Annotated in this window: 10 protein-coding genes; 5 read left to right on the top strand and 5 right to left on the bottom strand. The window is 72.6% G+C overall.

Features of this window, described 5'->3' with window-relative positions:
• Window positions 1–164: 164 nt before the first annotated feature.
• Complete coding sequence (locus tag ADK67_RS53795; RefSeq protein ID WP_231648291.1) at window positions 165–665, bottom strand: hypothetical protein; 501 nt, start codon at window positions 663–665, stop codon at window positions 165–167.
• On the opposite strand from ADK67_RS53795, the gene ADK67_RS53790 reads away from it, so the two are divergent.
• Both ADK67_RS53790 and ADK67_RS21125 read left to right on the top strand, forming a co-directional pair.
• Entirely contained in the window at window positions 640–1,728 is a 1,089-nt protein-coding gene (locus ADK67_RS53790; RefSeq protein WP_231648290.1) for a S8 family serine peptidase, read from the top strand. The genes ADK67_RS53795 and ADK67_RS53790 overlap by 26 nt on opposite strands.
• A gap of 1,852 nt (window positions 1,729–3,580) precedes the next feature.
• Window positions 3,581–6,811, top strand: coding sequence for a S8 family serine peptidase (locus ADK67_RS21125; RefSeq protein ID WP_053718187.1), 3,231 nt, complete (start codon window positions 3,581–3,583; stop codon window positions 6,809–6,811).
• Between the two features lie 51 nt (window positions 6,812–6,862).
• Here ADK67_RS21125 and ADK67_RS21120 read toward each other — a convergent pair whose 3' ends face one another.
• Window positions 6,863–7,423, bottom strand: a complete 561-nt coding sequence (locus ADK67_RS21120; RefSeq protein WP_053718186.1) for a YbaB/EbfC family nucleoid-associated protein — start codon at window positions 7,421–7,423, stop codon at window positions 6,863–6,865.
• 128 nt (window positions 7,424–7,551) lie between these two features.
• Here ADK67_RS21120 and ADK67_RS52660 point away from each other — a divergent pair, with 128 nt between their 5' ends.
• Genes ADK67_RS52660 through ADK67_RS21105 form a run of 3 tightly spaced genes read left to right on the top strand, consistent with a single transcriptional unit; the run spans window position 7,552 to window position 9,322 of the window.
• A complete protein-coding gene (locus ADK67_RS52660) occupies window positions 7,552–7,902 on the top strand; it encodes a hypothetical protein (RefSeq protein WP_053718185.1) in 351 nt (116 codons plus the stop codon).
• A complete protein-coding gene (locus ADK67_RS21110) occupies window positions 7,899–8,723 on the top strand; it encodes a WXG100 family type VII secretion target (RefSeq protein ID WP_053718184.1) in 825 nt (274 codons plus the stop codon). Before ADK67_RS52660 ends, ADK67_RS21110 begins: the two co-directional genes overlap by 4 nt.
• Entirely contained in the window at window positions 8,723–9,322 is a 600-nt protein-coding gene (locus ADK67_RS21105) for a hypothetical protein (protein ID WP_053718183.1), read from the top strand. The genes ADK67_RS21110 and ADK67_RS21105 overlap by 1 nt, the downstream gene beginning before the upstream one ends.
• Here ADK67_RS21105 and hemQ read toward each other — a convergent pair.
• Genes hemQ through hemE form a run of 3 tightly spaced genes read right to left on the bottom strand, consistent with a single transcriptional unit; the run spans window position 9,306 to window position 12,509 of the window.
• The gene (hemQ, locus tag ADK67_RS21100) at window positions 9,306–9,998 is read right to left on the bottom strand and encodes a hydrogen peroxide-dependent heme synthase (protein ID WP_053718182.1); all 693 of its coding nucleotides are present in this window, start codon (window positions 9,996–9,998) and stop codon (window positions 9,306–9,308) included. The genes ADK67_RS21105 and hemQ overlap by 17 nt on opposite strands.
• A 13-nt stretch (window positions 9,999–10,011) precedes the next feature.
• Entirely contained in the window at window positions 10,012–11,460 is a 1,449-nt protein-coding gene (gene hemG, locus ADK67_RS21095) for a protoporphyrinogen oxidase (RefSeq protein ID WP_053718181.1), read from the bottom strand.
• Window positions 11,457–12,509, bottom strand: coding sequence for a uroporphyrinogen decarboxylase (gene hemE / locus ADK67_RS21090; RefSeq protein WP_053718180.1), 1,053 nt, complete (start codon window positions 12,507–12,509; stop codon window positions 11,457–11,459). Before hemE ends, hemG begins: the two co-directional genes overlap by 4 nt.
• Between the last annotated feature and the right edge of the window lie 92 nt (window positions 12,510–12,601).

Here is a 12,601-nt window from a genome sequence, read left to right as displayed (position 1 = left end):
ATTCGCACCCGCGGGTGCCCCCTTCTCGGATAGCGTCGAAAGCGTTGGGGGGCTTCGACTTATCCGGGCACGATCACCGCCGCCGCGGGTCAGCGGCGCCTTCCGACTGCGCGTTTTCACCGCGCACCACCGGATTCGGGAGGCAATCTGTGTTGACCGCCAGATCACGACGGGTCGCCGTGGCCGCGGTGGCCGCGGCCGGGCTCGTCGCCGCCACGGCCACGGGGGTGGCCGGCGCGACGCCGGGCTCGACGCACCGCGACGCCACCGGCACGACCCTCACCCTGATCACGGGTGACCGGGTGGTGCTCGACGGCACGGCGGTCGTCTCGGTCGAGGCCGGTCCGGGCCGCGGCCAGGTCGGCTTCCACGCGTTCCACCGCGACGGCCGGTTGCACGTCGTGCCGCGCGACGCCTTCCCGGCCCTCGCGAACGGCAAGCTGGACCTGCGCCTGTTCGACGTGACCGGGCTGGTCGAGGCGGGTTACGACGACGCGCGCCGCGACACCGTGCCGCTGATCATCACCGGTCACCAGCCGCGCGCCGGCGTCCAGGTCACCCGCGCGCTGCCCACCGTGGGCGCGGTGGCCGCGCGGACGGCGAAATCCGAAGCCGCCGCGACGTTCCGGCGATCCCGGGGTGAAGAAGGTCTGGCTGGACGGCATCCGCAAGCCCAGCCTGGACCGCTCCGTCGCCCAGATCGGCGCGCCCACCGCCTGGCAGGCCGGGTACACCGGCCAAGGCGTCAAGGTCGCCGTGCTGGACAGCGGCGTCGACCAGACGCACCCCGACCTCGCCGGTCAGGAGGTCGCCGAGCGCAACTTCACCGACGACCCGGACACGACCGACCGGGTCGGCCACGGCACGCACGTCGCCGCCACGATCGCGAGCGCCGGCGAGAAGTACCGGGGCGTCGCGCCGGACGCGCGGATCCTCGACGGCAAGGTCTGCTCCCTCGACTGCTCCGAGTCCTGGATCCTCGCCGGGATGCAGTGGGCGGTCGACCAGGGCGCGGACGTGATCAACGTGAGCCTGGGCGGCACCGACACCCCGGGGCTCGATCCGCTGGAAGAGGCCGTGAACACGCTGTCCGCCCAGAGCGGCACGCTGTTCGTGATCGCCGCGGGCAACTCGGGTCGTCCCGGCACCGTCGGCTCGCCCGGCAGCGCCGACGCCGCGCTCACCGTGGGCGCGGTGGACCGGCAGGACGGCATCGCCGAGTTCTCCAGTCGCGGCCCGCGCCTCGGCGACGGCGCCGTCAAACCGGACATCACGGCTCCGGGCGTGGACATCGTCGCGGCGAAGGCCGCCACCGGCAGCATCGGCGTGCCGGTCGGTGACGGCCACGTCGCCGTGTCGGGCACTTCGATGGCCTCGCCGCACGTCGCGGGCGCGGCGGGATCAAGGCCGCGCTCATGGCGTCGGCCAAGAACAACCCGGCGCTCACCGCGTTCGACCAGGGCACCGGACGCGTCGACCTCACCAAGGCCATCACCACGACGGTCACGTCCGAGCCGGCCAACCTCGCCCTGGGCTTCCAGCCGTGGCCGCACACCGACGACACCCCGGTCACCAAAGACGTCACCTACCGCAACAGCGGCACGGCGGCGGTCACGTTCGACGTGTCGGTCGACGTCAAGGGCCAGGACGGCAAGCCCGCGCCCGCCGGCATGGTCACCGTCACCCCGGCCACCGTCACCGTCCCCGCCGGCGGTGAGGCGACGGTGACCGTCACCGCCGACACGAGGATCGGCACGGTCGACGGCGTGTTCGCCGGCGCGGTGGTCGCGGGCGACGTGCTGCGCACGCCGGTGAGCGTGGACCGCGAGGTCGAGAGCTACGACGTCACCACGACGTTCGTCGACGCCGACGGCGCGGCGCCCACCCGGTACAGCGGCATCGTGATCGGCCTGGACAACGACACGCTCACGCTCCTGGCCGACACCGACGACACCATCACCACCCGCCTGCCCAAGGGCGAGTACTTCGCCCACGTCGAGGTCACCACGGGCGACCCCCAGGACGGCCGGGTCGCCATCCTCGCGCAGCCCAGCCTCGCCGTGACCGGCTCGACCACGATCGCCTTCGACGCCCGCGCCACCAAGCCGCTCAAGATCACCACACCCGACCCGGACCCGACGACGGTGCTCGCCGAGGTCACCATCGCCCGCCGGTACCAGGACGCGCACGTCGGGGCGCGTTCGCTGTTCACCGAGGGGTTGCCCGAGGGCGTCACGGTCGGCGGCCTCGGCCCGGACCTGCCGGACGACCAGCTCTCGTTCCTGGTCGCGACCCAGACGGTCGGCACGCCGGTCGGCCAGACCGCGGTCCGCTTCCGGTTCGCGTGGTTCGAGCAGGGCCGGGTGCCCACCGGCTTCGTCCGCGCGCCCGCCAAGAGCGACCTGGCCGAGGTGCGGACGACGTTCGGCCCGGCGCCGGCGGGTCACCGCTACGCCCACGGCGGCGCGGCCATCGCACCCGACGGCTCCAGCCCGCTCGGCGTGCTGTTCATCGTGCCCGAGGGCGGCGACGCGGTCGACTACATCACCGCGGACGGCTTCCGCTGGCGCTGGCTGGCCACGCAGCTCACCGCCGAGGGCCGTTCCGTGGCCGACTACTCGCTCGAGGACAGCGCTTACCGCAACGGCCGCACGCACCAGGAGCGGTTCGGCTTCCCCGTGTACGGTCCCGGCCTGCCGCCGACCCGGTTCGACTACCTGGGCAGGCTCGGCGACCAGCTCGTGGTGCAGATCCCGCTGCTCAACGACGCCGAGAACCACCTGGGCGGAGCCGCCGCCGAGTCGTCCCGCACCACGCTCTACCGCGACGGGCAGAAGATCGGCGAGACCACGCAACCGGGCGGGTTCTTCCCCGTGCCCGCCGACCCTGCCGGGTACGAGGTCGAAGTGGACTACGTCCGCGCGCCCGGGGTCTCCGACCTGAGCACCCGGGTCACCGGCGCGTGGACGTTCCGCTCCGGGACCGTGCCCGGCGACCAGGTTCACCGGCTCCCGCTGTCGGTGGTGCGGTTCACGCCCCGGCTCGACGCGGACGGCGGCACGCCCGCGGGCCGCGTGCTCCGCATCCCGCTGACCGTGGACCAGCAGCAGGGCGCCGACAACGGCCGCGTCCGCAAGGTCGAGGTCGACGTCTCCTTCGACGACGGCAAGACGTGGTCCAAGGTCCCCGTCGTCGGCGGCGCGGCACTCGTCCGCAACGCCGACCAAGCAGGCTTCGCCTCCTTGCGCGCCAAGGGCTCCGACAGCAAGGGCAACACGTTCGAGCACACCGTGATCCGGGCTTACCGGGTCGGCTGAGCAAGATCGCGTGACGAGAGGGGGCATTCGCTCGATCGGATGCTCCCTCTCTCGCTTCACCGACGTTGAGTGACCGCCTGTTGCCCCGTCCGAGTGGTGAACTTCCCACCAAGAGACGCTGCCCTCACCCTGACGGGTGGATAGCGTCGAAGTCGTTGGGGGGCTTCGACTGTTCCGGTACTCCGCCGCCACCGTGGGCCGGCGGTGCCTTCCGACTGCGCGCGTTTCCGCCGCGCGACAACCAGATTCGGGAGGTATCTGCGTTGACGTCGAGATCACGAAGGCACTGGATCGGGTGGGCCACCACCGTCCTCGCGGCCGGACTCGTCGCGGGCACGGCAACGGGGGTTGCCGCCGCGACACCGGAACAACGGCACGACCAAACGGCCGGCGCGACCGTCACCCTCATCACGGGCGACAAGGTGCTGTTGAACGGACCCACGTCCCGCTCGTTACGGCCCGGTCCCGGCCGCGAAGACGTCGTCTTCCACACGTTCCACCGCGACGGCCGGTTGCACGTCGTGCCGGCCGACGCGCTCGCCGCCGTCGCCAAGGGCAAGCTCGACCTGCGCCTGTTCGACGTGACCGGGCTGGTCGAGTCCGGCTACGACGACGCCAAGCGCGACACCCTGCCGCTGATCATCACCGGCGACCAACCGCGGGCCGGCGTCCAGGTCACCCGCGCGCTGCCCACCGTGGGCGCGGTCGCCGCGAACACCGCGAAATCCGACGCCACCACAACGTTCCAGGCCCTCGTGAACGATCCCGGGGTGAAGAAGGTCTGGCTCGACGGCCTGCGCCAGCCGAACCTCGACCGCTCCACCGCCCAGATCGGCGCGCCCACGGCGTGGCAGGCCGGGCACACCGGCAAGGGCGTCAAGGTCGCGGTCCTCGACGGCGGCGTCGACGGCGCGCACCCCGACCTGGCGGGCAAGGAGGTCGCGGAGCGGAACTTCACCGAAGACCCCGACGCCACCGACGTCGACGGCCACGGCACGCACGTCGCCGCGACCATCGCGAGCAACGGGCCCAAGTACAAGGGTGTCGCGCCGGACGCGGAGATCCTCGACGGCAAGGTGTGCGTCCTCCAGGGCTGCGCCGAGTCGTGGATCCTCGGCGGCATGCAGTGGGCCGTCGACCAGGGCGCCGACGTGGTCAACCTGAGCCTGGGCGGCGGTGACTCGCCGACGCTCGACCCGCTGGAAGAAGCCGTGAACACGCTGTCCGCCCAGAGCGGCACGCTGTTCGTGATCGCCGCGGGCAACTCGGGCCGTCCCGGCACCGTCGGCTCACCCGGCAGCGCGGACGCCGCGCTCACCGTGGGCGCGGTCGAGCGGGACGACAGCATCGCGTACTTCTCCAGCCGCGGCCCGCGCGTGGGCGACGGCGCCGTCAAACCCGACATCACCGCGCCGGGCGTGGACATCGTCGCGGCGAAGGCCGCCACCGGCAGCATCGGCACGCCCGTGGACGAGAACCACGTGGCGCTGTCCGGGACTTCCATGGCCACACCGCACGTGGCGGGCGCCGCGGCGTTGATCGCCCAGCAGCACCCCGACTGGACCGGAGCCCAGATCAAAGCCGCGCTCATGGCCTCGGCCAAGAACAACCCGGCACTCACCGCGTTCGACCAGGGCGCGGGCCGGGTCGACCTGGCGAAGGCCATCACCACCACGGTCACCACGGACCCAGTGAGCCTGTCCATGGGCGTCCAGCAGTGGCCGCACACCGACGACACCCCGGTCACCAAGGACCTGACCTACCGCAACAGCGGGACCGAGCCGGTCACCTTCCCGGTGTCGGTCGACGCCAAGGGCCCGGACGGCAAGCCCGCGCCTGCGGGCATGTTCACCGTCAGTCCGGCCACCGTCACCGTTCCCGCCGGCGGTGAGGCCAAGGTGACCGTCACCGCGGACACCAGGGTCGGCACGGCGGACGGCGCGTTCTCCGGCACGGTGGTCGCCGGTGACGTCCTGCGCACGCCGGTGGCCGTCGAGCGCGAGGTCGAGAGCTACGGGGTCGACGCGACGTTCCTCGACGCCGACGGCGCGGCGCCCACCCAGTACAGCGGCGTGGTGATGGGCCTGGACAACGACACGTTCACGTTCCTGGAGGACACCGACAACACCGTGACCACCCGCCTGCCCAAGGGCGAGTACCTGGTGTCCGCCATGGTGACCACCGGTGACCCGGCGGACGGCAGGCTCGCCGTGCTGCCGCACCCCTCGCTGACGGTCACCCGCGACGTCTCCCTCACGTTCGACGCCCGCACCGCCAAACCCCTCAAGGTCACGCCGCCCGAGCCGGACGCGGTGGCGGTGATCGGCGACATCGGCGTCACCCGCACGCTCGGGAACCGGCGGAGCGGGTCCGGCGTGGCGTTCTTCGAGGGGTTCCCGGAACACCTGACGATCGGCCACAGCGGCCCGGCGCTGCCCGCCGACCAGCTCGAAGTCATGATCAGCGCCCAGTACGAGGGCAAGCCGGTGGACGGCGCGCACGTCGCCTACCGGTTCGCGTGGATCGAGCACGGCCGGGCGCCCACCGGCTTCGACCGCGCGCCCGCCAAGGGCGAGCTGGCCGAGGTGCGGACGAAGTTCGGCCCCGGCCCCGCCGCCGACGAGTTCATCCACGGCGGCAACGCCGTCGGTCCCAGCGGCTCCGGTGGCTGGTCGACGCACTTCCGGGTGAAGCCGGGCGGCGCGGCGGTCGACTACGTCACCACCGCCGACCTCACCTGGATCTGGCAGTTCAACCAGATCCAGGGCGTGTCCGACTTCGTCTCGAACTACACGGCGCCCGACCGCACCTACCGGCCGGGCCAGCGCGGCGAGGAGCGCTTCAACTTCCCGGTCTACGGTCCCGGACTGCCTGTGTCCCGGTTCGAGTACCTCGCCCGGGTCGGCGACCACCTCCTCGTGGACGTGCCGTTGCTCAACGACGGCGCGAACAACCTGGGCGGATCACGCCACCAAACCGCGCGCACCGCGCTCTACCGCGACGGGACCAAGATCGGCGAGGTCCCGGAGCCGGGCGGGCAGTTCACCGTGCCCGGTGGCGCGGCGGACTACCGCGCGGAGGTCGACTACGTCCGGGCGCCGGGCATCTCCGAGCTGAGCACCCGGGTCACCGGCGCGTGGACGTTCCGCTCGGACACCACGCCCACCGGCGAGATCCGCAAGCTGCCGATCTCGGTGGTGCGGTTCGCCCCCAAGCTCGACGCGGACGGCGGCACGCCCGCCGGACGTCTGCTGCGCATCCCGCTGACCGTGGAGCAGCAGCAGGGCGCCGACAACGGCCGCGTGCGCAAGGTCGAGGTCGACGTCTCCTTCGACGACGGCAAGACGTGGTCCAAGGTCCCCGTCGTCGGTGGCGCGGCACTCGTGCGCAACGCCGACCAAGCAGGCTTCGCCTCCTTGCGCGCCAAGGGCTCCGACAGCAAGGGCAACACGTTCGAACACTCGGTGATCCGGGCCTACCGGCTCACCAAGTAGCGGCGGACCGGTGCGGAGGGGCGTCCGAGGTCGGGCGCCCCTCCGCCCGTGTCACCACGTGTCCTTGCGGAAGATCGAGCCGCCGTCCTCCGGCTCGTCGTCCACGGGTGGCCGGCGCGCGGGCGGCGGCGGTTGCTGCTGGAACGGCTGCGGAGGAGGCGGCGGCTGCGGGTGGTTCCGCACCGGCTGCTGGAACGTCTGGGGCGGCTCCTGGTACTGCTGAGGGCCCTGCGCGCCCGGGCCACCGGGTCCGGGCATCCCCGGCGTCACGGGCGGCGTCGGGCCGAGGCCCAGCTCGGACGGGTCGATCGAGCTGTCCTCCAGCAGCGGCGCGGCCAGCGCCTGCACCTGCTGCGACGCCTCCGCCGACGCCTGGAACACGAGGTTCAGCAGGTTCGCCGCCAGCTCGCGGCCGTTGCGCAGGGCCCGGTCGTCGATGCGCAGGTCGACCAGTTGGCCGTTCGCGGTCACGGTCGCGGTCAGCAGCCCGTCACCGGACTTCCTGGTCACCCGCAATCCCGCCAGCTGACCTTGCAGTTCATCGGCCTGCTGCTGTTTCCGCTCGGCGAGTTCGGTGATCCGCGCCAGCTTCTGTTCGAGATCTTCTCGCATCGCGCCCTCGATCCGCTGTACTACTGTCTGCCGCAGGCTAGTGCACCGAACGGCGGCACAATTCGCGATCCGGTGGAACCACGGCGTGGTCGCGACCGTCGGAGGGATCGGTATTGGGAGGTGGCGCGATGACGGCGAAGTTCGACGTCAGGCTCGACGGCATCCGGGAGTTCGCGGGCACGTCGGTCCGCCGGGGCGACCGGTTCGACCAGGTCATGGCCGCTCTGGAGGCCGCGAAGGTCGGCCGCGAGTCGTTCGGCAAGATGCCGTCCAGCGGCGACGTCCACGCCTCGTACGAGGAACGCGTGACCTCGACCATGAACGATCTCAAGGAATGCGCCGAGGCCATGCGGGACATCGCCGAATCGGTGCGCGACACCGCCGAGGACTACGAGGGCGTCGACGGCGGAATCGGAGAGATCCTCACCGACATCGTCCAAGGCCTCGAAGGGCTGACGATTCCGAAGGTGGGCGGATGAGTCCCAGCACGACCGTCGAGGTCAACAACAAGATCGAGACTTTCCTCAACGGCTGCCCCGGTCCGATCCAGGGCATCATCCGGCCGTTGCTCAACCCGTTCCTGGAAGCCATCGACTGGGTCGCGGGCGATCCGGACGACCTGATCCGCGCGGCCGACGCGTGGGAGAAGGCCGCCACCGACATCCGCGCGATCGTGTCCGACGAGGCGAGCGCGCGGCAGACCGTGAGCGGCGTGTGGCAGGGCCCGGCGGCGGACAAGTTCAACGGCAGGCTGACCGAGATCGAGGAGCAGATCGACCAGCTCGCCCAGAACGTGCAGGACACGTCCGGGATGCTGGTCGAGGCCGCGAAGGGCTGCGTCGACTCGGCGAACCTGATCATCGACCTCGTCATCGACCTGATCATGATGCTGGTGACCGACCTGCTGGTGAGCCTCGCGCTCTCGGTGGTCAGCTTCGGCGCGTCGCTGGCCGCGGGCGCCGCAGCCGCCGCCGCCAAGGCCGCCGCCACCCTCGGCAAGGTCTTCAAGATCGTGAAGAAGCTGGCCGACCTGCTGATGAAGCTGTCGAACATGCTCCGCAAGCTGGCCGAGGCCGCCAAGGCGTACAAGGCGGGCCTGAAGGCGATCAAGGCGCTGAAGAAGGCCGCGGGCACGTTCAGCAAGGAAGGCATCGCGCTCGGCGTCGCCAAGTCGATCTACACCGCCCCGGTCCGCATCCCGCTGGGCCAGGCCCTGGGCGAATCCGTGCCGGGCGGACCGGCGGGTGGCCTGTTCAACATGGGCAAGGACGTCTACGACTACGCCACCGACGACGACTGATGCCGCTGGTCGACGACCTGAAGGTGTGGGGGGACGACGCGCGGCGCGCGTTGGCCCCCGGTGAGGCCCTGCTCGCGATCACGTCCGTCGGCGTGGCCTACGGCGCGCGCGGCGGGGCCGAACCGGACTTCTGGACCACGCCCGCGGGCCGTGTCGTCGACCGGGTGGACCGGGCCGTGCCGGAGCCGAAGGGCTGGGTCGGCAAGGCGTTGGCCGGTGTCGGCGGGGTGGCGTTCGCGTCGCCGTCGCTCGACCTGCCCGGCGACTTCCCGGAGAGCTGGATCGGCGGGCGCACGTGCTACGGCCCGGTCGGTTCCTTGGCCAGGCAGCTCGAAGCGGTCCTGACCGGGCACAGCTTCTTCGCCGTGACGGCGCAGCGGGTCGTCGCCCTGGTCAACGCCGACGACCGGATGACCGTGACCTGGGCGATGCCGCGCGACGTCGTGGTGGCGGCCAGGCGCCGTCCCCGGCTGGTCGCGCGGGGACGGTTCGGCCTGGTCTTCCGGGACGGCTCGTGGATCGTGCTCGGCACGTTCGGCGCGCACGTCGGCAGCGCCCACGCCAAGCGCGTCGTCGCCGCCCTTACGGCAGGTTCGTGACCAGCTCGGCGGCCGGCACGCGGGTCCCGGTGTAGAACGGGACCTCCTCGCGCACGTGGCGACGAGCCTCCGTGCCGCGCAGGTGCCGCATGAGGTCGACGATGCGGTGCAGCTCGTCGGCCTCGAACGCCAGCATCCACTCGTAGTCGCCCAGCGCGAACGACGCGACCGTGTTCGCCCGCACGTCCGGGTAGTCCCGCGCCTCCTTGCCGTGGTCGGCGAGCATGCGGCGGCGGTCCTCCTCCGGCAGCAGGTACCACTCGTAGGACCGCACGAACGGGTACACGCACACGTACTTGCGCGCTTCCTCGCCCGCCAGGAACGCCGGGATGTGGCTGCGGTTGAACTCGGCGGGCCGGTGCAGCGCGACCTGGCTCCACACCGGGGTGGACACGCGGCCCACGGCGGTGCGGCGGAACCCGGAGTAGGCCTGCTGGACCTGCTCGATCTCCTCGGCGTGCCACCAGATCATGTAGTCGGCGTCCGCGCGCAGGCCCGCCACGTCGTACACGCCGCGCACCACGACGCCCTTGGACTCGAGGCCGTCCAGGTACTCCTGCGCCTCGGCGGCGGCCGGGCCGCGGTCGTCGGGCAGGCGACCGGGCTCCACCCGGAAGACCGACCACATGGTGTAGCGGATGGTGTCGTTGAGTTCGTTGTAGTTCAGGCGGGCCATGGCCCCAATCCTCTCACCGCGCTCGCCCGACGACCTCGCCGGACGCTGTGTCGGAGCTCTCCCGGGCGACGTGGGCGGCGACCCGCGCGGCGGCGGCGTCCCCCGTCGCGATGCACGCGGGGATGCCGACGCCGTGCAGCGTGGCGCCCGCCACGGCCAGGCCGGGCAGCTCGGAGACCGCGTCCTCGATGTCCCGCACGACGTCCAGGTGGCCGACGCCGTACTGGGGCAGGCCGCCGCCCCAGCGGGTGACCACGGCGTCGATCGGCTGGGCCGTGACGCCCGTCAGCTCGCGCAGGTCGTGCCGGACGGCCGCGACCAGCTCGTCGTCGTCGCGCTGCAACAGGTGCGCCTCGCCGTGCCTGCCGACGCTGCCGCGCACCAGCACCGGCTCGCCGGCCAGGTGCGCCCACTTGCGGCTGGAGAAGGTGAACGCCTTCGCGGTGAACGGCACGCCGTCGGCGGCCCGCTCGTCCTCCGCCAGCAGCACGCCGGACCGCTCGGGCAGCTCGGTGCCGGGCGGCAGGGCCAGCGCGACCACCGCCATCGACGCCAGCTCGACCTCGGCGTAGCGGCGGGCCGCGGCGGGCGCGACGTCGGCGAGCAGCTTGCGCGCGGCGGGCGCGGGCACGGCGAGCACCACGCCGTCCACGTCCAGGTGCGTCGGCGCGGCGGCGGAGCCGATCTCCAGCCGCCAGCCGTGCTCGCGGCGGACCAGGGCGCGCACCGGCAGGCCGAGCCGGATCTCGGCCGACTCCGCCAGGCGCTCGACCAACGTCGCCATGCCGTCGCGCAACGCGCCGAAGACCGGCGGTCGGGTGACACCCGGTCGGGGTGGCGCGGGCACGGTGGCCGCGGCGGCGGCCAGCAGCGAGCCGGCGCCGGAGTCCAGCGCGGCGGCCAGCTGCGGCATGGTCGCGCGCAGCCCGAGCACGTCGGTCCGGCCCGCGTAGACACCGCCCAGCAGCGGCCCGACCAGGCGATCTGCCACCTCGGGGCCGAACCGCTCGCGCAGCAGCGCGCCCACCGACACGTCCGCGCCGTCCAGCCGGATCGGCGGCAGGTCGCGTTCGGCGGCGACCCGGCGCAGGCCCTCGTGCGACAGCACCTCGCGCACGGCGTCGACCGACGCGGGGACACCCATCAGGGTGTGCGCGGGGATCGGCCGGGTGTCGCCGGCGGCGTGGATGCTCGCCCTCGCGGCCGTCGGGTGGACCAGTTGGCCGGCCAGACCCACCTCGGCGACCAGCCCGGCGGCCTCGGGACGACGGTGCAGGAATGCCTCCGCGCCCACGTCGTAGGCGCGCCCGCCGACCTCGCCGGTGCGCAGCTTGCCGCCCAGCCGGTCGGCCTGCTCGATGACGGTGATCTCGGCCCGCGGACCGAGCAGCAGGCGCAGGCGGTGCGCGGCGGCGAGACCGGAGATCCCGCCGCCGACCACCGCCACCCGCGGCGCGCTCATGCGGCCCGGTGCACCAGCTCGACGGCCCGGGTGATCACGTCCGGGTCGGTGTCGGGCAGCACGCCGTGGCCGAGGTTGAAGATGTGCCCGGCGGCGGCGCGGCCCTCGCGCTTGATGCGCTCGATCTCGCGTTCCAGCGCGGGCAGGCCCGCGAACAGCAGCGCCGGGTCCAGGTTGCCCTGCACCACCGGCTTCGGCAGGTCGGGCGCGGCCCGCTCCAGCCGCTCGACCGCCACGTCCAGGGGCGTGCGCCAGTCGACGCCGACCACGTCCGCGCCCGCTTCGCGCATCGCGGGCAGCAGCTCGGACGTGCCGACGCCGAAGTGGATGCGCGGCACGCCGCTGACGCTCTGGAGCACCCGCGTCGAGTGCGGCAGGACGAACTCGCGGTAGTCGCGCTCGGACAGCGCGCCCGCCCACGAGTCGAACAGCTGGACCGCCTTCACGCCCGCGCGCACCTGGACCCGCAGGAACTCGGCGGTGATGCCCGCCAGCCGGTCCAGCAGCGCGTGCCACAGGTGCGGGTCGCCGTGCATGAGCGCCTTGGTGCGCTCGTGGTGCTTGCTCGGGCCGCCTTCGACCAGGTACGACGCCAGGGTGAACGGCGCGCCGGCGAAGCCGATCAGCGGCACGTCCCCCAGCTCGGCGTTGAGCAGCCCGATCGCGTCGGCCACCGGCCGCACCTGCTCCTCGTGCAGCTCCGGGATGGCCTTGACGTCGGACTCCGTCGAGATCGGCTTGGCCACCACCGGCCCGGTGCCCGGCACGATGTCCAGGTCCACGCCGGCGGCCTTGAGCGGCACGACGATGTCGGAGAACAGGATCGCGCCGTCCACGTCGTGGCGGCGCACCGGCTGCAAGGTGATCTCGCAGACCATCTCCGGGTCCATGCAGGCGTCCAGCATCGCGGTGCCTTCGCGCAGCTTGCGGTACTCCGGCAGGGAGCGGCCCGCCTGGCGCATGAACCAGACCGGGGTGCGTGACGGCCTGCCGCCACGTGCGGCGACGAGCAACGGGGCTTCGGTGATGTCGTTCATCTCGTTCTCCATCGTCCCACGGGCTGGGCGGAGGACGTCTTCGGGCGGCGTCTTCAGGCACGGCGTGCCGCGCTCACGTTCCGAGGTTTAGGGGCCTACAGTCC

The sequence above is a fragment of the Saccharothrix sp. NRRL B-16348 genome (assembly GCF_001280085.1).
In the GTDB taxonomy this organism is placed as follows: Bacteria; Actinomycetota; Actinomycetes; order Mycobacteriales; family Pseudonocardiaceae; genus Actinosynnema.
This window is presented reverse-complemented; position numbering and strand designations above follow the sequence as displayed.